General features: G+C 59.7%; 20 protein-coding genes and 1 pseudogene. 11 read left to right on the top strand and 10 right to left on the bottom strand.

All coding sequences use genetic code 11. The features are described from left to right. Positions 1-9 precede the first annotated feature (9 nt). A complete protein-coding gene (locus ACLKOZ_RS03780; protein WP_436472911.1) occupies positions 10-600 on the top strand; it encodes a dihydrofolate reductase family protein in 591 nt (196 codons plus the stop codon). On the opposite strand, the gene ACLKOZ_RS03775 is transcribed toward ACLKOZ_RS03780, so the two are convergent. Next, the gene (locus ACLKOZ_RS03775; protein ID WP_436472909.1) at positions 590-820 is read right to left on the bottom strand and encodes a hypothetical protein; all 231 of its coding nucleotides are present in this window, start codon (positions 818-820) and stop codon (positions 590-592) included. The genes ACLKOZ_RS03780 and ACLKOZ_RS03775 overlap by 11 nt on opposite strands. Positions 821-1001: 181 nt before the next feature. Further along, positions 1002-1437: pseudogene (locus ACLKOZ_RS03770) on the bottom strand (recombinase family protein); the annotation flags it as partial. Between the two features lie 269 nt (positions 1438-1706). Here ACLKOZ_RS03770 and ACLKOZ_RS03765 point away from each other — a divergent pair. Further along, positions 1707-2006, top strand: a complete 300-nt coding sequence (locus tag ACLKOZ_RS03765) for a hypothetical protein (RefSeq protein WP_141140119.1) — start codon at positions 1707-1709, stop codon at positions 2004-2006. 411 nt (positions 2007-2417) lie between these two features. Here ACLKOZ_RS03765 and ACLKOZ_RS03760 read toward each other — a convergent pair whose 3' ends face one another. Both ACLKOZ_RS03760 and ACLKOZ_RS03755 read right to left on the bottom strand, forming a co-directional pair. Next, positions 2418-2579 (bottom strand): hypothetical protein, encoded by a 162-nt coding sequence (locus ACLKOZ_RS03760; protein ID WP_337350506.1) that lies wholly within the window; start codon positions 2577-2579, stop codon positions 2418-2420. Beyond that, on the bottom strand, positions 2576-3217 hold the full coding sequence (locus ACLKOZ_RS03755; protein WP_436472906.1) for a hypothetical protein: 642 nt from the start codon (positions 3215-3217) through the stop codon (positions 2576-2578). The genes ACLKOZ_RS03760 and ACLKOZ_RS03755 overlap by 4 nt, the downstream gene beginning before the upstream one ends. Positions 3218-3381: 164 nt before the next feature. Between ACLKOZ_RS03755 and ACLKOZ_RS03750 the strand changes: the two genes are divergently transcribed. Both ACLKOZ_RS03750 and ACLKOZ_RS03745 read left to right on the top strand, forming a co-directional pair. Next, complete coding sequence (locus tag ACLKOZ_RS03750) at positions 3382-4059, top strand: lyase family protein (RefSeq protein WP_436472961.1); 678 nt, start codon at positions 3382-3384, stop codon at positions 4057-4059. 338 nt (positions 4060-4397) lie between these two features. Continuing rightward, the gene (locus ACLKOZ_RS03745; protein ID WP_436472904.1) at positions 4398-4829 is read left to right on the top strand and encodes a LexA family protein; all 432 of its coding nucleotides are present in this window, start codon (positions 4398-4400) and stop codon (positions 4827-4829) included. 28 nt (positions 4830-4857) lie between these two features. On the opposite strand, the gene ACLKOZ_RS03740 is transcribed toward ACLKOZ_RS03745, so the two are convergent. Further along, a complete protein-coding gene (locus tag ACLKOZ_RS03740; protein WP_436472902.1) occupies positions 4858-5355 on the bottom strand; it encodes an N-acetyltransferase family protein in 498 nt (165 codons plus the stop codon). 34 nt (positions 5356-5389) lie between these two features. On the opposite strand from ACLKOZ_RS03740, the gene ACLKOZ_RS03735 reads away from it, so the two are divergent. The 5 genes from ACLKOZ_RS03735 to ACLKOZ_RS03715 all read left to right on the top strand — a co-directional run bounded on the left by ACLKOZ_RS03735 (position 5390) and on the right by ACLKOZ_RS03715 (position 10011). Beyond that, positions 5390-6688: a Y-family DNA polymerase gene (locus ACLKOZ_RS03735; protein WP_436472900.1), complete on the top strand. Its 1299-nt coding sequence runs from the start codon at positions 5390-5392 to the stop codon at positions 6686-6688. 960 nt (positions 6689-7648) lie between these two features. Further along, the gene (locus ACLKOZ_RS03730; RefSeq protein WP_436472898.1) at positions 7649-7771 is read left to right on the top strand and encodes a hypothetical protein; all 123 of its coding nucleotides are present in this window, start codon (positions 7649-7651) and stop codon (positions 7769-7771) included. A gap of 167 nt (positions 7772-7938) precedes the next feature. Beyond that, a complete protein-coding gene (locus ACLKOZ_RS03725) occupies positions 7939-8997 on the top strand; it encodes a hypothetical protein (protein WP_436472896.1) in 1059 nt (352 codons plus the stop codon). 367 nt (positions 8998-9364) lie between these two features. Continuing rightward, entirely contained in the window at positions 9365-9550 is a 186-nt protein-coding gene (locus ACLKOZ_RS03720) for a hypothetical protein (RefSeq protein ID WP_436472894.1), read from the top strand. Then, positions 9550-10011, top strand: a complete 462-nt coding sequence (locus ACLKOZ_RS03715) for a hypothetical protein (RefSeq protein ID WP_436472892.1) — start codon at positions 9550-9552, stop codon at positions 10009-10011. The genes ACLKOZ_RS03720 and ACLKOZ_RS03715 overlap by 1 nt, the downstream gene beginning before the upstream one ends. 74 nt (positions 10012-10085) lie before the next feature. Here the strand turns inward: ACLKOZ_RS03715 and ACLKOZ_RS03710 are convergent, their stop codons facing one another. Further along, a complete protein-coding gene (locus ACLKOZ_RS03710) occupies positions 10086-12383 on the bottom strand; it encodes a hypothetical protein (RefSeq protein ID WP_436472890.1) in 2298 nt (765 codons plus the stop codon). A gap of 261 nt (positions 12384-12644) precedes the next feature. Here ACLKOZ_RS03710 and ACLKOZ_RS03705 point away from each other — a divergent pair, with 261 nt between their 5' ends. Further along, on the top strand, positions 12645-14090 hold the full coding sequence (locus ACLKOZ_RS03705) for a toll/interleukin-1 receptor domain-containing protein (RefSeq protein ID WP_436472888.1): 1446 nt from the start codon (positions 12645-12647) through the stop codon (positions 14088-14090). A gap of 272 nt (positions 14091-14362) precedes the next feature. Beyond that, entirely contained in the window at positions 14363-15868 is a 1506-nt protein-coding gene (locus tag ACLKOZ_RS03700; protein WP_436472886.1) for an Abi family protein, read from the top strand. Between the two features lie 117 nt (positions 15869-15985). Here the strand turns inward: ACLKOZ_RS03700 and ACLKOZ_RS03695 are convergent, their stop codons facing one another. The 4 genes from ACLKOZ_RS03695 to ACLKOZ_RS03680 all read right to left on the bottom strand — a co-directional run bounded on the left by ACLKOZ_RS03695 (position 15986) and on the right by ACLKOZ_RS03680 (position 20705). Beyond that, positions 15986-16579 carry a recombinase family protein gene (locus ACLKOZ_RS03695; RefSeq protein ID WP_436472884.1) on the bottom strand — a complete coding sequence of 198 codons (594 nt, stop codon included), beginning with the start codon at positions 16577-16579 and terminating at the stop codon, positions 15986-15988. Positions 16580-16633: 54 nt separating this feature from the next. Beyond that, a complete protein-coding gene (locus tag ACLKOZ_RS03690; protein ID WP_436472882.1) occupies positions 16634-17884 on the bottom strand; it encodes a hypothetical protein in 1251 nt (416 codons plus the stop codon). Positions 17885-18612: 728 nt separating this feature from the next. Then, entirely contained in the window at positions 18613-19752 is a 1140-nt protein-coding gene (locus tag ACLKOZ_RS03685; RefSeq protein ID WP_436472880.1) for an ROK family transcriptional regulator, read from the bottom strand. Positions 19753-19787: 35 nt separating this feature from the next. Further along, complete coding sequence (locus tag ACLKOZ_RS03680; protein WP_436472959.1) at positions 19788-20705, bottom strand: ABC transporter substrate-binding protein; 918 nt, start codon at positions 20703-20705, stop codon at positions 19788-19790. Positions 20706-20712 lie beyond the last annotated feature (7 nt).

Below are 20712 nucleotides of genomic sequence, written 5' to 3'. Positions count from 1 at the left end.
GATGGGCGCATGAGCCGAGTCACGTGCGATCTGACGGTATCCCTCGACGGCTTCGTCGCCGGCCCGAACCAAACTCCGACAGACCCTTTGGGCGAGGGCGGCGAGTTGCTGCACAGATGGCAGTTCGAGGAACGCGAAGCCAACGCACCCGAGCTCGAGGGCATCCTCGCGGCGGGCGCGTACATCATGGGTCGGAACATGTTCGCCGGGCCCGGGGCGTGGGCCGAAGAATGGCGGGGTTGGTGGGGTGATGAGCCGCCGTATCACGCCCCCGTGTTCGTTCTCACGCACCAGGAGCGCGAGCCTGTGCAGATGCAGGGCGGAACCACCTTCAACTTCGTAACCGATGGGATCGAATCGGCCCTTGCCAAGGCGAGGGAAGCCGCCGGCAGCAAGGACGTGGCCATCGCCGGAGGGGCGCAGACGGCCCGCCAGTACTTGTCGGCGGGGCTGATCGACGAGTTGCGGCTGCACATCGCACCCATGACCCTGGGGGCGGGTGAACGGCTGCTCGACGGCGTCGGGAACCTCACGCTTGAGCCGACGGAAGTGAGCGGCAGCCGCCTCGTCACGCACGTGCGCTATCGGATCATCCGCTGAAGGGCTGTGCGAGGGCTTGTTCCCAGATCGCTTGATTCCGCGCGACGTAGTGGGCGGCGGAACGCCAGTGCTCACCGTGTCCATTGACGTACATGTCGGCCCAAGGCTGAACCCCGGTCTCATCCAAGGACTTCAGAAGATCGAACATCGCCGCAGTTCGTTTCGCCATGGCCGCCGGAAGTGCCTTGCTTCCGAAAATGTTCTGGATGTAGATCAGCATCAGAATATGCCCAACACTGCACAGCACAGCGTACGGCCATCGGGTGCGGTCTGTTCCGCCAACGGTTTAGCCCGCTTCCCTTGCGGGCTAAACAGGAGCACGTGGAGGCTGAGGGGACGCCACCGGTTTATGGCGAGTGATAGTGATACTGCTACGAAGAGCGCCGAGAGGTACGACAGTGTTTTGGCTGCTTGCCTTTCAGTCGTCCCTTCGCTTTTGCGACCGCCATGCCCTCGCGGGTGCGCGCCCGGATCAGATCCGCCTCAAACTCGGCCACCATTCCCAGGACGTTGAACAGCAGCCGGCCTACCGGATCAGTTGGATCGTGGGTGCTGCCGCCAAGACTAAGTACTACCCCTTTGGCCGTCAGCTCATCGGCTATATCCCGGGCGTCGGAAAAGGGAGCGCGCCAAACGGTCGAGCTTGGTCACCACGAGCGTATCGCCGGCTCGGCACGCTGCCATCGCTTCACGCAAACCAGGGCGCACACGGTTAGCCCCTGTAAGCCCGTGGCCGACGAGGATCTGCTTCTCTGCGACACCCAGGGCAAGGAGAGCGTTACGTTGAGCGGTCAGGTCCTGATCACTCATTGAGACGCGGGCGTAGCCGACCTTCATTCCCAGTCATTAGGACCATGGTTGCGGTAATCCCCCCATTACCGTGCATTTGATCGTGCGGGTCTTACGTACGTGACCTAGGCCAATAAAATGCACGGGACGTGCCGGCAGGTTTCCTGGGCACGGTGATCGACCGGCTTACGGGCACCCCAGGACCTAATCTCACCCTGGCTCCGAAGCCCCCTCCCCCGCAATGGATTGGCACGGCGGCCTGTCATCTGTACTCTGACTTGCTCACCCTCCACTGGATCCAGTGAAACAATCGCGATATGACGCATGTGATCGTTCGGGCTACTGCGGTGCGATGGGCAGACGATGACTTCCCGGGATGGATCGAGGTCGACCTTGTCGACGCGGAGGGTCGGACTCATCGGATCGTTGAGAAGGTCCCTGTCCTCACCAGGGCCAACATCACGGCGGCGTCGACGTTCCCGCTTGAACTGTGGATACAAGCTGAGTTCGAGCGCATGCAGGGTGGCGCTGTCTTGGTACGGTTTGCCCATGGCGTAGAAACCACCGATGGCCTTGACCTGATCGGAATGGAGGGGCACGCCGTCCGCTGGCTTTGACGTCCGATACGGGCTCGGGAAAACTAAGAATCAGGGCGGTGCACGGGACAAACCTAAGTCAACAGTCCACTGCACTCGTCTTGTACTTACGCGGGATCCAGTGCAAACGACTCCCGAAACGGACACTTTCGGCAGTAATCGGCGACGTTTTCACAGCGCTATTTGGCGCATGGGTAGCCCGCAAGGGGATCCCTTTACCGGACGCCTCCTATTCCGAGTCCGGGTGGCAGGACCACGTGGCTACGGCAGTTCCTGCCATCTGCAACTGAGGAGGCCGGGCCCGACGTGGTTCAATAGCCTTGCCTTTTGCAGGTCCCGCCCGCGGCCCAGGAGCCAGCTGCCGGCCCAAAGCAGCACAACGAGAATCAGGATCTCGGTGCCGTTGGGGGGCCGTGAGCCACGCCCGGGCGCTCATCCCCGTTCTCCGCTATTGAGCTCGAGACGTGCCTTCTCCCGCCGCTCGTCGGCTTGGAGGATGCCGTCGCGGACAGCGGCGCGAATGACGCCGTAGAGGACGTAGAAGAAGACGGCCGCGAAGACCACGAGCAGGACCGGGTTGTTGAGTGGATTCATCCCTGCACGTCTTCCTCAGGCCAGTACTTTTGGACTCCTGCAGCGGCCTCTCGAAGCTGACGGCCGTCGAGGATGATGGAGCTTTCGGGCAGGCCCATGTCGGTCCACTGGGCGACCAGGCGCAGGTCCCCGGCCGGCGGTAGCGGCCAGAGCCAGAGTGCGGCGTTTGCTGACATGTCATCTTCCCCGCCATTGCCGCCCTTGGGCCGGTATTCGAAGACCGGGCCGCTAGGTTCCTGGTCCATTGGCCTGTGCCCGTACATCGTCAGGGATGAGCTGCTGGCCTTGGTGCCGTCGGGGAACTGGACTCCGAGCAGGAGGATGGAGTCGGCAGAAATGCCCCCATCGCGCAATTGCGGCGCCGGTCGGTGAAAGACGGCATTGATTTCCGCCCACTTCCGGTCCCCCTGGTCGGTGCGGCGCAGAATCCAGTTCATGTCCATGATGCATCCCGTGGAGTAGACCTTGATGGCTTCAACGGACATCACAAAGGTCGGGGATTTGTGGACGAACCGACTCACCGGGACGACGGCGGGCAGTTCGTAGCGGGGTGGCGCCGTCCAGGGAGGCGGCGTGAACTGCGGCGTCCGTGGGCGGGGAGGCAGCGCCGGGATCGAGTAGTCCTGGAAGAAGGTCACGGTCGTTCCTACGGGTTCGATGGTTGCGACCGACCAGCGGAACAGCGGCGTGCGCCACCTTGGATCCCCCAATCCGTCCTTACCGGCCCCAGTCTAGCCCCGGACCAGAGCCCCAAGGATTTTGATGCCGGCGCGAAGGCAGGAACTGCCCGTAAGCACGAGGAATCGCTGACCAGTTTGCCGAATACGTAGCAGTTCTCGCTCTGCTGGCCGCTACCGGCGGCCGCATTGCAGGCGAAATATACACGCTGATGCGCCCCGAAATCGGCGAAGTCAAGGAAGTCTCACCAGCGGGCACCGTCGGCAGTTCCACCATGCCACATAAGCAAAATCCACAGCTCTCCCAAGACTGCACCACCATCTCCGCTCAAATCCGCAGCCTCCTCCCACTGGCAATGGAAGCCATGCTGCACGATCAGGAAGTAAACGGCGCTAACACCGCAATGATGGACGACGCCCTGAGCCGGGCCATCATCCTAAGTGGGGACCTGCTGGCACGGCTGACACTGATCCTCACCGAGCTCGAAATTGACGAGGACCGCATGTGGACCAATTTGAGAATCACCCACGGGCTCGTTTCCTCCGAAGCCGTCATGCTGTCCCTCGGTCACGCCATCGGCAGGCAGCACGCTCATGACGTCGTTTACGAATCAGCTCAAGAGGCGATCAGGACACATCGGCAGTTCGGAGAAGTCCTAGGTGCGAACCCGACCGTCACTGCCCACCTAACAGAGATGGAAATTGAGGGCCTACTCGACCCGCTCAATCACGTGGGTCTCTGCCAAGAGATTGCCCTCGAAGCCGCGGCGCGAGCCGACTCGATTGAGTTGCTGAGCAGCTAACGGTCTCTGCAGGATGGCATTCATTGAATGCTGGTCGAAGCTGATCACGTCGGTGTCTTGAAGACACCGATACTAAGGCGGCGGCATTGTCTGCAGGCAGCGACTGCAGACAATGCCGCCGTCTTAGAAAACAAAAGCTTTTCGAGACACTGTTCGGGGCGTCGGGAGGAGCCAGCTGCGGACTGAGAAAACCGGGCTAACCGATGTCCCGGAAACACGTCTCACCATAAATCGTCTCAGCAGGGGTCCGTGACGGACTTTTTGAGTCAGAATGACGCACTGTCGCCCCCTGCCTGTACACTCAAAGTATCGAACATATATTCGAATAAAGGTGTGTTGTGGGCGTTATTGTCGGTCCCCGTGTGATAGATGCGGGCCTCTCCTTGCGGCTGGTGCTGATGTCCCCGGTTGCGGTTGCCGCGGGCTACCCCTCGCCAGCCCAGGACTACTTCGACGGCCGGATCGACCTGAATGAACACCTCATCAAGGACATCACCAGCACCTTCGTTGTCCGGGTAACCGGCGACTCGATGGAACGGGCAGGGATCAGCGATGGCGACGAACTCATCGTCAACCGGGCCCTCGAACCCAAGGACGGCTCTGTAGTCATCGCTGTCCTCGACGGCGAACTGACCGTCAAGCGGCTGCGGATCACCGCCACAGGTGTGGTGTTGCAGGCAGAGAACCCCCGCTACCCGGACATCCGCGTCCCCAGCCTCAGTGAGCTCACCATCTGGGGCGTGGCCACCAGGTGCCTCCACTATGTCTAGCTCGCGGAAATTCAGTAAGCAGCACAGCTCAGAGGAGCCGCACCATGCGGATCTCGCGCACGCCGTCGTCCACATTCACGGTCCCGTCCGCTACGAACCCGTGCTTGCGGTAGAACGCCTGCGCCCGGGGATTCGGATCGGCAACCCACAACGCCGCCGAATCGTGAGGGCCGACGACGGCGTCCAGGAGGGCAGCCCCGGCGCCCGAACCGTGCTCAGCCGCAACGACGTACAGCACATACAGGTGCGTGCCCCACTGCGTTCCGGAGTCCTGGGGTGGCCCTGCCATTGCAATCCCGATCAGTTCACCATCGCGCTCGGCCACCGCGACGCGGTTCGCTTGGTAGCGCTCGTCGCTGAGGGCGACGGTCCAGAAGCGTTCCCGGGTGGAGGGCAATTCCGGGTCGTCGAGGACACGGTCGGCCATCACCCCGCGGTACGTCTCACGCCACGACCGCACATGCACGCGCGCCATCTCGGCAGCGTCATCAACGCGCGCCCGACGAACCGTCACCCCCGTATCCATAGCCGAAACTCTACCCAGAACGGCGGCCGGTCCCATGTCTAAACCGGCGCTGATGCGGCAGATGCAGGAAATCGCCCTCGTGGATGTGAACTGCTTCTATGCGAGCGCAGAGCGCGCCTTTGACCCTTCCCTTGAAGGCAAACCGCTGGTGGTGCTGTCCAACAACGACGGCTGCGCCGTCACCCGCTCCCCTGAAGCCAAGGCCCTGGGCATCGGCGTTGGGGAGCCGTGGTTCAAGATCGCCCCGCGGGCGAAAGAATGGGGGCTGATTGCCAGGTCCAGCAACTACGAGCTGTACGGCGACATCAGCGCCCGCGTGATGGAACTCCTGGGCCGATACTCTGCGTGGCTGGAGGTTTACAGCATCGACGAGGCCTTCCTCGGCGTCAAAGGCTCTCCCGCGGCACTCCTCCAGCTGGGACGGGACATGAAGGCCGCCGCAGCGAGGAACGTGGGGGTCCCCGTCTGTGTTGGTATCGCCCGAACCAAGACACTCGCCAAGCTCGCCAACAAATGGGCCAAGCACAATCCCGCGTTCGACGGCGTCTGCCGCTGGGATTCGGTGCCGGCAGGTCGGCGGGAGGCACTCATGGCGGGCCTTTCCGTCGTCGAACTCTGGGGCGTTGCCAGCCGCCTGACCAAACGGCTGAACGCGATGGGTATCCACTCGATCGTCGATCTCAGCCGGGCGGACCCCGTGCGGATCCGCGACAAATTCTCGGTAGTGCTGATGCGGACCGTCCTGGAATTGCAAGGCACCCCCTGCATTCCCATGGAGGAGGAGCGCGTGGGCCGGGACCAGCTCATCTTTTCGCGCTCGTTCTCCACCCCGATCACCACAGCCGCTGGCCTGCGCCAGGTCCTCAGCGTGTACGGCCAGCAGGCCAGCGCCCGGCTGGCCAAACACCACCTCCAGGCCAAGGTCCTCACAGCCTTCGCCGGCACCTCCCACTTCAACGCGAAGGACACCTCCTTTCCGTCGGTCTGCGTACCGCTGCCCATGCCCACCGCGGATCCGGTGATCCTGACCAAGGCCGCGCACGCCCTGCTACCCGCCATCCACGAGGGCGTGAAGTACGCCCGCGCCGGGATCATGGTGACGGACCTTAGGCCCACCGGAAACCAGAAACCCCTGGAAATCTTCGAGAACCCGCACGAAGAGCGCAACATCGGACCCCTCCTTGAAGACATCGTCCGCCGCTACGGACGCGGCTCCATCGGACTGGGCCACGCGGGCATCCGCGGCGGACCCGACTGGAGCATGAAACGCGGCATGCGCTCCCCGCGCTACACCACCCACTGGGACGAACTCCCCCTGGTCAAAGCCGCTTGACAGCCCGGGGATGCACTAACGAAATGAAAGTTTGGTGGAACACCAGGAGCGCGGCCGTAGTTGGCAGCGGCAACCTGGTCGGCGTCGAATACTGGACTGGCGCGTCCAGGTCCGCCTTGTCTACGGAGTCCGTGCGGGCCATGGCGGAAACGATAAGGCGCACCCAGAAGTGCACCGCCGAGGGTACCCAAGACGGCCCCGAGAGGTATGAACGACCCGTCCTTTAGGCTGGGGCCATGAGCGAGTCCATCGCGCCGGCTCTGCAGCCCCCGGTTGCTGTTGCCCTGGCGAAACTCGTCAAGACATTCCCGTCACCCGGCGCACTGCCAGGCGTGATTTATGCAGAACCCAAATGGGACGGATACCTTCACTGCACTCTGTCAATCGGAGCCCGTCCGTCCTGCCGCCGATCAAGTTGCTGCCACACCAATTCGCTCTGGCTTACGCGCGCTCACGTGTCTCAAAACTAACGATGGGTACTCGATTTTTTCCTGAAGGTTGCAAGACATAGATACGAGAATTGCCCTTGCCACCGCCACTTCCAGAATTCCGCCGCAAATCTGTGACTGTGGAGGTGAAACGGCTGTTCACTCGTTGAGACGTCTCGTTTTCCCAAGGGTTTCGAGGCAGTCGTAGGCGTAGCGGTTAGGGCACCTTCACGGGGCATTTCATCGTTCGGGGTAAACGTACCTATCAAGGGCCGGCAACGGAGCTGAGGGAGGAATCCATGCCCGGCTGAACGCTCGACGACCGGCTTACGGGCAGGCGAGAGCCCAGGGTGTCGCGTGGTTCCAAGGTGCCCTGCACCGGGCCTCAAGAGCCATCGGCGTCACCACAGCCTCCGAAATCCAGGCAATGGCGGGTCAAGCCCACCGTGTACAAACGCTGAGGCGATCTGTGGCTTGCTACAGTCAGGAAGGCGCAGGGCGGAGAAGCCCTAGAGAATTCAAGGAGAAACAGATGGCACGTAAGAAGACCTACGGATTCGGCAGCCTGCTGCTCGACGTAATTCTGACACTCCTCACCGGTGGCCTGTGGCTCATCGTAATCCTCATCAAGTTCATGCGGTCCAACTCCCGCTAAGGAAACTGACCATGTGGCCCCTGACCGCGATGGGGTCGTAGCCGGCAACAGCGAACTACACCGCATGTCTCACTAACCTTCCCCACGGATTATGAAGCGCCCCTGCAAGTCACAGGCCGCGTCATCGCGTACGATTCGGATAATTTCATCAAACAAATGGGGAAAAATTGAACAAGCTCCTTCCTGCTGCAGCTGTCGCAGCAGCTCTTGGACTAACCGGCTGCGGCGGAGGATCTAGCGCTGAATCATCGCCGAGCGCGATAGCGACATCGACCATCAAGGTGGGGGTCTTCGACACAAACCAGACCTGCAATCAGCTGTTCGCCAAGGATGACGATAGCCGCCTGATCACGGCCTCAACCTTCGTGGCTAATTTGCCAACTGAGATTGATAAGTCCCAACGCACCCTGGCCAAAATCAGCGCCGGAGACCTGGAGTTCGTGGCCAATACCGCAAACGAAGCGATGAAGCCACTGGTCCTTGACCTGGCGAAGCCTCTCAAGGACTTGGGCGAGAGCGACCAATCTGGTTTTGATCGGGAGGCTTACAAGATGGCAGAGAGCAAAGTCCTGGAGAAATGCTCGACGCAGTACTCCTCTTACCAAGGAAACAAGGCCGCTAGGGCCGCCGTGGAGAAGGCAGAAGCGGATGTCGCAGCCAGGAAGGCAGCGGAGGAAGCAGCGGCGAAGGCAGCCGCGGAAGCGGCAGCAGCCCCCAAGGAGTACGCGGGTTTCGGGGATGATGTCGTTACGATCACCAAGCACGACACCGGCGCCCAGGCCGCCATCATTCAGCACACCGGAGGAAGCAACTTCGCCGTCCACACCTTGGACGCCACATTGGACACCACGGACCTGCTGGTGAACACAATTGGCAACTACAGCGGCGCTGTCCTGTTTGACGCCCGGAGCCGGGGCCAGACGACGGCCCTGAAAATCACCGCAGGCGGATCATGGACGATCAAGCTTGTCCCCCTGACAAGTGTCAGGTCCTTCGACGGCTCAGTGCCAATTACGGGTGCCGGAGATGATGTCTTCTACTACAAAGGTGCGACCAAGGCAGTGACGTTCACCCACGATGGCTCGTCCAACATTGCAGTACATACCTTCGGCACCCGCCCGGACCTGCTCATAAACGAGATCGGGGCCTACACGGGCACAGTGGTCTGGGCTCCTGGCCTGTACCAGGTCACCGCCGACGGGAACTGGTCCGCGACGCTGAAGTAACTCGAGAGAACCCCCCGGCCCGGAACAAATTCCATCCTGTAACAGGCAGGAAAAGTATCCGTACGTTGGCGGCCCTGATCACTATGCCGCTTACCTCTTCAACTCAGAAGGCGTCGAGATCGAGCTCGTAGCTGCCGAATAGGCAGAATGCGGGGAGTGTCCCGTGAAGGATCCTTGGCCGGGCGCGCGCTGTCCGGCGTGGCCGGCGCAATAACGGCCTCTTCGGAGGTCCGGGCCGTGCGGGTAAGCCTCGGTCGATCTCGCAACCCAGCGTAAGGCCGAGCCGGACGATGGTGGCGTTACAACGACACACTCCGTACCTCATGCAATGCGCCGCTCCGGCGGCTCCGCGCGGGGGGATTGGCCTGTGACTGCCGGCCAGCCAGGGAACGCCGCGTCCGTGGCGCTGTCCACGGCGTCGAACTCGTTATCGCAACTTGTCACACGCATCCTTGAGCAGTTGGCGCTCAGCGCCTGGCTCCCGACCGCGGCACTCACGCTGCTGGTCACCTTCATAATGCGGGTGCTTGAATCCATCAACGATGGCGCCTGATGCCGACGCCGATCATCGGCCGGCCGGTCAGCGACCAGGTCTGGGCTGACCTCCGGGCCGAGTTCACCCTGCCCGCCTTGGAGCAGGTCCGACGCCGGTTGACTGAGCTGACCGAGGATCCGGAGCCGGTGATGCAGCAGCTCGTCCGCGTTTTCATCGGCGAAGGCACCTTTTGCCCTGGATTCCAGTTTCAGCCGGACATGTCAGTGAACTCTGTGATCGCGGCCCTGTTCCAGCGTGCGATGCAACTGCGGATCCCTCACAACTACTTCGCCGTCTGGATGATGACCCCCTGCCACGTGCTGGATGGAATACGTCCCGTGGACCAGCGCCAGGAACAAGACCAGGCAGCGCTGCTGTTAGCGCTGGAAAGCACCCTGGCCAGGGCAGTTGCCCAAAAATATGGGAGTGAAAGTAACCGTCATCGTAGAGGCCGGCGACGGAGAGCTCAGCTACTTTGAAGCCGAAGGCGCAACGTGCGATGCAGCCAAAGCAGCAGCGCGCCCAAGTGCAGCGATTCGACAGCCTTCACAGCTTAGTCCGCCCATTCAAAGAGGAACTGAGGACCTGCGGGATCGTCGTTATACCGATGGCGAAGGAGTCCTAGGTTTCGTTCGCAAGAAATCAGCGCGGTGTCAAAAATGCCGTTGTGGTTTCTCTTCTCCCATCGCCAGGGGTGGTCGTCATCCCACCAGTTGCGCGAAAGGTCAGAGCCCGTCAATACGAGCGGAAGACTCGGCCCGCTTTGCCCACGCGACATTGTGATTAACTCCGATCGTTCGACCAGCCCGCGCAAGCCATTCCTCTCTTCGGGTGACAGCTCGGACTTCAACGTTGCGAAAAGGGGCAAACACCTGACCCTTTTGTCCCGAAGCCTGCTAGCGAGGAATTCAAGGTTCGCGATGTCCTTCTCATCGATTCGGTTTGCCGTCTTGACCTCTCCTAGGACGGCAAGCCACTCGAGGTCACCGAGGTAAGTAGCAACATCCGCCTCAATAGTTCGCCCATCGATGGTGATCTGAAAACCGAGTACCAAGGGCGGCGAACCCTGGTCGTGCTGCAGTTGGCGGAGTAGAGAAGTGGTCGCAAGTGCCGGAAGTAGGGCCTCGATCTGGTCAGCCCGGAGGTGTGCAGCCAGTCTGTATCGCCAGTCCGGCCTGGTAAGGCTGTGAGAAAGAGCCAGGTTGTACGTCTGCCCGCAAAATTCACAGTTCATTGATGGGCCCAGCACTTCCACGGAGGCATAGCTTTCGACTCGACAATGGCTGCAATGAACTCTGAGAGTTGGGACAAATAGCCCGCTGTGGAACAAATTATTGACTGCCCTATTCGCGTACTCCCGCGGAGTCGTTTCACGATCCATGAGTGGATGCGGCCAGCTTCCCCTGTTCTTTTCCACAGCCTGGCGGAGTTGTGGCAGTGATACACCAGCTGCCTTTCCGGCGGCCAATGCAACGGCTGCTCTGACCCCGCTCTGATTAAATGTTCCGCTGTATGGTCCACCGAATCTTTCCGCGGCTCTGGTTTGGAACTTGCCGACATCAGACTGGATGACCTTGGCTGTTGCGCTGTCGAACAGTAGTCGGAGGGCGTCTTGGCTGTAGACAAAGGGAAAGCGCACCGCCTCGGAGTTGGCGTCCAGGCCGAACACTACTGCACCATATCGCGGTCGAACATGCTCAACGCCATGAGCGTAGTGATGTGCTTCCAGCAAGGCCGCATGTCGTCGGTACGGGGGGATCTGGGAGGTAAACCGAGGGTCTTGACCCCGAGCCTCACTGAGATGCACTTCAACTGCTACGATGCCACGCCTCAATGAACGGGCGGAGCTTCCCACCAATGGCAACCGGGGAAGGTCAATATCAACGCCGTGGGCCTCTGGTCGAAAATCCACTCTGAGAGATTTGGTGAAGTCGGTATTCAATCCCTCAAAAACAAAGGATTCCAAGATCTCCGGGTCACCGGTTCCGTCCTGCACCGCCATCCCATTGGCACAAGCGATGCCCCGGATGGTCTTCATGACACGGTCGGATGCATTACACGCCCCAACGATGTTGAGGACTTGCTGTTCTTGGGCTCCACCAGCGTTGGTCCACGTCTGGCTGGGAAGTGGCTGAGACAGCAAGAATTCGACCAGATCTGGTTCTGCATCAGCGGGAACGCCAATCACGTTGCTGCCGAACGCTCGCGCGTTCCAGAAGCTCACAACGTCATTTGTGACATCAGGTCTCAAGATGAACACTCCGTCCCCTATTCCCCGATGATGGGTGTGATTAGCAGCATCGGTGTGCACCATGGATTCACCTAGCACTCCGCGCCGTGACGCCTCCAGATTCTTTTGCGACAAGAATTCCGGTAACGGCAGGCTTGTATGACGGACGCCAATTTTGTCCGCCAGCCCCCACAAGGCTGCGAGCACTAAGTCATTAGGGTCTTCCATCGACCACAGAGGCTGGACGACCTCGCTGGACAGAAGCAGGACTTCTGCTAAGGGAAGCAGTCCCATCCGGAAACCCTCCTCCTCAAGTGCGCCGAATGGACCCCATGTACCTCTGCCTCGCCAAGCCCATCCAGGTTTCCGCAGGAACTCATCGAGCTCGCCATCTGTCGTATCCGCATAAAGCGAATCGACGTCATACATTTCTCCGAGCGCCTCCAACCTTTGGACTGGAGTGTCTTTGTCAAAGATTGGCATGGAGCGGCCGCCCCAAACGGAGCTGAGGTTCGCAATTGCCTCACGGACTTCAGTTCGGGATCCCGTGTCGATCAATACACCTACTCGCCACGGACGAATCGTTGCTTTTCCCCGGGCCTCAGCCATGTCAACTCTCATGAAGTGATCGTACTGACCCAACACCGACGACCTGGACTGAGCAAAGCGCCCGAGGGGAGAAGTGATTGGAAGTGCAAAAGCAGATCTGAACGTTCAGCTGCAACCATCCTCCGGAGAGCCATTGGGGGCATGATCGTGATCGACAGGCTTCTCATCGAATCCTAAACGCCGCGTCCGGATTGACGACGCCTGAACGGTCAAACTCCTGCCGAATATCGGCTTTAATTGAAGACAATAAGGCTTAAGGACTGGGGGCACCGATTGCAAACAAAGCACGCGTTCATTTCGTATGTTCACGAAGATGAAGAACGGGCCGATCGACTGGAGGACGCACTGGAGGCCGCTGGCGTCAAAGTATGGCGCGACAAAAACGACCTCTTTCCCGGTAGTGACTGGGCAACGGAAATCCGAAATGCCATCACGAACGGCAGTCTGGCCTTCATTGCATGCTTCTCAGCCGCAAGTGCTGGCCGTGACAGCTCCTACCAGTATGAAGAACTGCTCTTGGCCATAGACCAATTCCGTAAGCTGCCACCAAATAGGCAGTGGTTATTCCCTGTGCGCTTTGACGATATCGCATTACCCGAATATTCCCTCGGGGCTGACAGGACACTGGACTCCATCCACCGAACCGACCTCTTCGGCGCCAGGCGCGACAGTAACCTCATCAGGCTGACAACTGCGGTAGCAAAGCTAGTAGGGGGTGAGGCGGTTCCCGAACAACACTCCTCAAGTGCTTCTGCGAAAAAGGGCGTAGCTCCACGTCATACCGTCAAGCAATTATTGCGAGAGCCGAGTTTAGAGATCGAGCTAGACGATTTGGTCATGGGGGTTGCTGGCAATATCCGTGACAGGCTTAAAGAGGACGGATTCTCAATGAGCTTTACAACTCCGAAGTCAGCCCAGGAAGGGTTCGAGTTTGTCGGAAAGCGGTTGGACTCGTATCAAGAGCTCCTGAAGCCCCTTGCCGAAATCTTTGTTATTGGAGGTGCATGGGGTGAGCCTAAGCATGGTTCGCTCTGGAGCAGGGCCCTTGGTCTGGTGGTGAACACACGGCAGGACAGCGGAAGTAGCCGGCTCATCGAACTTCAAGAGTTCATTCCCCTTCACCTGACTTATGCCTTCGCATTGGCGGCAGCAGCGCGGGAGAACTACTACGGGCTGAATGAGCTTCTCATGACGCCGTGCAGACGGCTAAATGAGAAGCAGCCCATGATAGAGCGTCTCCATACGGGTTCCGTGTTCCAGTCTTCCGACGGTTGGCTGCCTACCCTGATTACCCTTCGTGCAGAGGGCCAGACTGTCTCGATGGAAAATCTCCAGAGATACTCGAAGAGGCTCACGCCAGTGTCGGACTATCTCTTCAAGGCACTGAAGCCGCTGCTTGCAACGTTGACTCCTGATGAGCAGGACTTCGATGAACTCTTCGACCGGACAGAAGTTCTTCTCGCGCTTAAGGCGAAAACTTCCCAAGAAGACGCACTTGCCGTTAACCGGTATGCCTACGGCCCTTGGTATGGCCGTTACACCTGGAAAACGCGCTATTGGACCAGCGGCCCGGTAGACGATGTCATACAAGAATTCTCCGAGCAGGGCGCTGCGTGGAAACCTCTTCAGCAGGGCCTTTTTAAGGCTGAAGACCAGCTAGGCCATGCTCTCCCTCTATTACGCGATGAGGTGAAGGCCGTGGCCCAGCGCCACTTCTGAGGCGTTCTCGGATTGACACCATCGACGAAGCTGCAAAGAACGATTCGCTGAGTGACGGCAAGCACCTGTCTCAGCCGTCGTGCGACGCCTAGATTCATGCACATGGGAAGGCCGGCTGTGTCTGCCCAGCCACCATCCGAAGTTTGTTTGAAGGGATGAAACAAACGGGCACAGTTTATGGCAGAATGGACACAACACGACTGGTCGCCATTCTCCGCACAAGGAGAGGCGGCCAGTTTTCTTTTTCCGAAGTAAGCCGCTTGGATTGGTCCATGCCAACGGACTACTCGAAGACTTTTCTCACGGTTCCTGACCAAATCAGGCTGCTCCGGTCCCGGGGCATGGAGATCGACAACGACTTCGAGGCCATGACGATACTCCGAAATGTCGGCTACTACCGGCTCTCGGGTTACTCCTACCTGTTTCGTACGCCGGACCCGCAGGGAGTTTGGCCCGGACAGCCTCAAAACCAATCGCAGGACGAAGCACACGCCGCTCCCCCGACGGAACGGCGGCTGTCCACCTTCGTGCCAGGAACGTCTCTGACGAAAGTCCAGAAGATCTACGAGTTCGACCGCGGTCTAAGGATGCGGCTCTTTGACGCCATCGAGATGTTTGAAGTGGCCCTGAGGTTCCGGGTGGGACATCTACTTGGCCAAAGCCATCCTTTTGCCCATAGAGATCCCGAAGCTCTACATTCCGAGTTCACGGGCTTTGGCGCGACGAACCACAACCTCAAATACTCCAATTGGCTGGACAGCAACCATGCAGATTGGCTTAGAGAGGTGGACAGAGAGGAAGCCCGCTCCCAAGAAGGATTCGTTCAGCACTTTAAGACCAAGTATGGCGGCCCGCTGCCAACCTGGGCTGTCACGGAAATCCTGTCTTTCGGGACTTTAGCCTCGCTGTACTCGGGCATGGCCCGGGCAGACAAGGAGCGCATTGCCGCAGCGTTTGACGTACATAACTCCGTTCCAGCCGGAGACTTTGCCACACTGGCCAACTGGCTAAACCACATCAGATACATCCGCAACACCTGTGCCCACCACGCACGGCTGTGGAACAAGAACATCACAACCACGCTGGCAGTACCCTCCGGGATTCCTGAACTCATGCATCTTGACGAGGAAGGGACCCGAACCCGCATATACGGAACCCTGGCCGTCTTGGCCTACCTCCTCGACCGAACGCATCCTGAAACCACATGGCGTAACGATGTCATCGACTACATCAACGAAGGGCTGGCCTCGACAGGTCAATCCCATGCGGCTATGGGCTTTCCCGCTGGTTGGGCGCATTTCGAGATATGGCAGCACGACTATGCACCACACGACATGGAGACATTGGACCGTAAGGAACTGCTGTACTCCTTCGAAACGAACCCCGCTAGCGGAATGGGTCTGCTCCTAGGCGCAGACCTGAAGCCCTCTCGCCGTGCAGATCGAGTTAGATACTTTAGAAAAAAGCGGCTTCTCCTCGGTCTTCCGCTCTATACCGCATACGAATACCCAACGTTTCAAGTTGATCGGGATACGAACTCAGTCGCCAGGCCGGTCGCGGAGGCAAACCGCAGAAACTACCTGGTTGCGGAGGCGGCCGGGCAAGATGAAGTGGCGGCCGCCTGGTCAACGGCTCGATGGTGGGTAACACCGCATCCGCTGCTAAAGCAGCAGTCACCTCTTGAAGCACATGAACGAGGCAAGCTAACGATGGAGATGCTGGATATCATCCTCCCCGCTCCGGATAAACCGTCACAACCGTCCTTCCCTGGTCTATAGCCAAGCAAGAAGACTGTCCCAGTTCCTTGGAGCCGGAACAGTCAGGAGTGGGACACTCCTCCGAGGATCAGATTTGGACCGTTTTGCATTATCTGACTCCCCAAAAATAGTGGCGCGCTACGCGAATTCGGACACGGCTTCTGGGACTGCGTCAGCCCTGCTTAGGGCCCGGGTCAGTGAAGAGACGCTGACGCTGAGGATCTGGGCTGTTTCCTTCAAGGTCTTTCCCTGGTTGCGCAACTGTCGGCCGGCCTCTGTTTTGGACGGGGTCATCGTTCGTGGGCGGCCTCCGAGCCGGCCGCGGGCTTTCGCCGCAGCCAGGCCGGCCTTTGTCCGTTCCGACAACCGCGACCGTTCGTACTCGGCAAGGGAAGCGAACATGTCAAAGATCAGCTTGCCGTGCGCACTCGTAGTATCCAGCCACGGTTCGGCCAAGGAACGAAAGCCTATCTCTCGCTGTCCCAGTACCGTCACTATGTCAGCCAAATCAGCAGTACTGCGGCCGAGCCTGGTCAGATCAGTAACCGTTAGGACATTTCCTGGCTGCAGGTAGTCTAGGCATTCTTTCCATCGTGTCCTTGCTTGGGTGGCACCGGAGGCGTATTCCTGAAACACGCGAACGGCTCCTGCTGCGACAAGTGCGTCGACTTGCGAATCCAATGACTGGCCACGGGTGGATACTCTCGCATACCCGATTACATTGCCGGACACGTCAAAAAGCCTCCACTGTAGGTTTTGACCAGCTCGTTTTTGCCGTGTGAAGTCTCAGGAACCGGTGGCGTGCCGCGCGGCTTGCTTTTCGTCCGGTCTCTCACTCTCAGTCGTAACTCCGTCACTGCGTATTTTCTCGACTAAGGATCCGAGTGAAGTGTGAACATTTGACGTGTCTGTCCCATGCGGCATGCTTCGCTTCAGCTGCCTCAGCTGTGTCCCAGTGTGTTTCTCCGCGGCTACATAATCGACGTAACCGGCTGCGCATGAAAGAAATATCAGATCCGTAAGATCATTCGGTCTCCACTTATGCGACACATTGATCTGCCTCATCACCATGAGTTTCGTGAAGGCCCCCAGGGCCGGCATGTGAGCAAAGAGTTTCTGAATCTCCTTGGGCTTCATCGCATTTTCCTCCACGGCAAGCCCCAGCTCTCTCAAAGCTGCAGAGACAAGGCTTCCGTTTTCCGTCCACGCACGCGCATAGGCTGCTTGTTCCTTCTGAGGTTTCGTATAGGGGCCGCTGGCCAAGTGCTCTGCGAACTCTTGATTGGATGTAACCCAAGCATGAGGATCGATCCGTTCTGCCTTGCCTGGTTCAACGAGCAATTCCAAAAGTACGCTCGGATTCGACATCGCAAGAATGAAGAGCTGGGGATCGTCTGGCTCCATAGCGTGTGCCTGCACGTCATCATCGAGAAGCGCATGTGGTTCAAGAGTCACGACCGGCAAGGTGGCGGCAGTAGGTACCTCAACTCCGTGCCGCTGGGCCAGAACTCGCATGAGTTCAGCCCTCCAGACAGCGAGAGGGTGGCGAAGCTGCCAGCCTCCAGATAGGGAAGCAAGTGAAGCGCCTACCTTGTACCTATGATCGCCGTACAGGTTTGCGGTTTCGCGGACGTTCCCAGACGACATTGGCAAAACGACGCCACCGTCCTGGGCGAGGTGAATGAGCTCATCGGCGGCGTCCCGCTCTGCCGGATGCTTGATTTGCGATCGATCGAAAATTGCCTGGGCGAGCGTGCTCCAGTGATTTTGATCCAAGTAAACCGAGGGGCGTCCGTGCAGCGGGTCTTCAGTACTCGGGCTATATACCTCCGCAACGATGAGATGGCCACGATTGGTTTGGCTGGTGATCCACCATCTTTCCCAGTCGAAGATGGTTACATCGATCTGGGATCCGAGGATGTCCGAGTCTTCTGGTAGTTCTTCTGTCAGTTCTCGGCCATCTTGGCATAGGATCGTGATTTTACGCTGAGACCGGTCAACTACCCAGTACTTGAAAATGTCGCGGGACAAGAGCACCGAGTCATCGTATGCCGGACTGACTGCCGCCCGAAAGCTTCTCGAACGTCCGGGATTGCGGCTATAAAGAAACGGTCGTATTTGACCTGCCCCTTTCGGAGCGCAGGTGTCTGATGGCCTGGCCACCGCTAAACGGTCCGGCATCTTCGGCACGGAACGCAAGTCGACTGCGAGCTGCTCGGGGATGCCCTATCTACCGCCCCTAACTGGACCGTGAGTAAGTGGGCAAAACCGCTAATGCATCAGTCGGTGACCTTCCCTCAAAGGTCGCTCCAGTGCCGGCCTGGCGTGCGACGTGCTCGAACCCACCCCGGTCTAGGGTCCTCGTTTCGAGGATGTTTGCAGGGAGTCCCCGGATGTCCCTCGGGTGACGATCCGAGCCACCTGTGTTCTGAACCAGGATCGTCTCGGATCACACGGCGTATCTACCCCGACGAGGTACGTTCGTATCGGGCAGTCCATGACTCCTTGCGGTCGACTCCTCACGATCGGCTGGATGAACAACTGCCCGCACGGTTGCTTACACAGGGCTCGACGTCGAAGGCCTCCACCCGGTTGGGGGGCGGCGCCGCAGTGCAGCTCATTGAGGCCACGCTTGTTCCCGGCTCCGCGGAAGAATTCGGCCTGGTGATCTGCGGCAACGGCAGTGAAGGGGCCCGGACCGGCATCCGTCCGGTCGACGGCCGACTCGCAGTAGACAGGACGGACAGAGTTGCTGTGGAAAGTTGTTAGCTACTCCTTTGCCCCTCGAGACGGGCCTCAAGCATCGATTCCCGGAGCCGGGAGTGGGCCAGAGCCAGTCCGGCATACGCCGCTCCCCTGGCCACTGATAGTCCGACCACTTGCGTCACGACCCTGATCTCCGGAACGACGGGAAGGCTTTGCGCCAGCCGCCTCCGCACCTCGGGAAGAACCATGTCCACGAGCGGGCTCAAGCGACCCACAAAATACACGGACTCGGGGTCCAGCGTCACCGCAACGGCACCGACAGCGGTGACGATCGCCGTCGTAAACGCGTCCACCACTTCCGCGTGGGACGCCGCTTCCTGCCGTTGGGCCCAGAGTGCTTCGATGCCCTCCAGGCCCAGTCCCCGGCCCTGGGCGAATCGGAGGAGACCCCTCGTGCTGAGTAGCCCATCGAGCGTCTCGTTCCCAACCCCCGAGAAGAGAACACCACCAAGATCGCCGAAGGCAGGGGTCCGCCCTTGGACGATCTCCTGATCAGTACAACTGGCGAAGCTCAGCACCGTACTAAGCATGAACAAAGCAGCATTCCCTATGCTCGGATCGTCCTTGAGGATCCCTCGGAGCGATGCATTGGCATCGCTCTCAAGCATCAGGGGAGCCTTCAACCGGTCTTCAAGAGAATCCAGGAAAGTCTTCCTTGATTCCGGTGTCACGGACCAGTTAGGGCCACTAGGGACACGACCGGGCAGCGCGGCGACGACCTGGCGCAGTGGCCCCTCTGCGGAATCACGGGTCTCCTCAATCACGCCCACCAGCCACTCGGCAATGGTTCCAACATCGGCGCCCTCGAGGCTGGGAACAACGACGTGCCTAACCTCGCGACCTCTCAGGTCCGTCACTAGGACGCAAGTGGTTCGCGCCCCGAAAGAGATCCCGACAATGTGCCCCGCCGTGCCGGGTACATCCAGATACGTCGAGCGCCGACCGCGGCGCACAACCGCATCGACTCCCTGCTCGACTACGAATCCGTCAACAAGAAGCTCATCCACCTTCCGGGACACCGTCGGCTGGCTCAGACGCGTCACCTCGATCAGCCTGTTGCGCGTCAAAGGGGCCTCGGAAAGGACCGCGTCCAGGACCGAAGCCTTGTTGTAGTCGCGTGCCGTGGGAGTGCTACTCATAGGCCAACCTTAATGAGGTTGAGGGCGAAACACCGCTAGCGGATCGCGGCTTCAGTGATGGCTGACTCGCCCAGGCCCCAGTACTCCAGGGACTCCTTGTATTCCGGGGTTTCCAGGACGGACTGGATGGCCTTCTGCAGGGCCGGTGTCAACGGTGATCCCTTCTTCACACCCATGGCGACGTTGGTGTTCGTTCGGGTGTCCATCCTCGGCTCCAGAATGGTGAAATGGTTGGGCTGCTGATCGTTGGCCCAGGCCAGGGCACTGGCATCGTAGAAGACCCCGTCGACGCGCTTGGAGTCCAGCTGCGTCAGGGCCTCCTGGACGTTGGGCAGTGTGATGGCGTTGATGGCCGGCTGGCCCTTTTCCTCACAGGTCCACTTCGAGACGTTCGGCAGGTGCTTCAACTGCTGGGTGGAGCCCTTGGTCACCGCGATGTTCTTGCCACAGAGCGAGTCGTTGGTCAGCTTGAGCGGGTTGTCCTTGGCTACCGCCACGGCCGAGCCGCCCTTGAGGTAGTTGATCATGTCCATGACCTTCAGCCGCTCTTCGGTGGCGGACATCGTGGTGGCGGTGAAGTCGTACCGGCCGCCGTCGATACCGGGAACGATCGTGTCGAACGCCGTGTTCTCAAACTTCAGCTTCAGCCCCAGCTTTTTGGCCACCAGGCGGGCGAGGTCCGGGTTCACGCCAATCGGGGTGGTGTTGTCCTCCGCCAGGAACGTCATCGGCGGAGAGCTCAGATCCATCGCCACAGTCAGTTCACCCTTGGCCTTGTAGGCCTCCGGCAGCAGCGCCACCGCAGCCGCATCCGGCTGGACACCCTCAGAAACGTCACGAGTGTTCTGGGTCTTCCGAACTTCCGTCTCCGACGTTCCCGTAGCCGCACCGCCACAGGCGCTCATCGCCAGCACGACAGCAAGCCCCGCGGCAGCCGTCTGGATCTTGTTCATGGTCTTC

Source organism: Arthrobacter sp. R4, from assembly GCF_051365025.1.
Lineage (GTDB): Bacteria > Actinomycetota > Actinomycetes > Actinomycetales > Micrococcaceae > Arthrobacter.
This window is presented reverse-complemented; position numbering and strand designations above follow the sequence as displayed.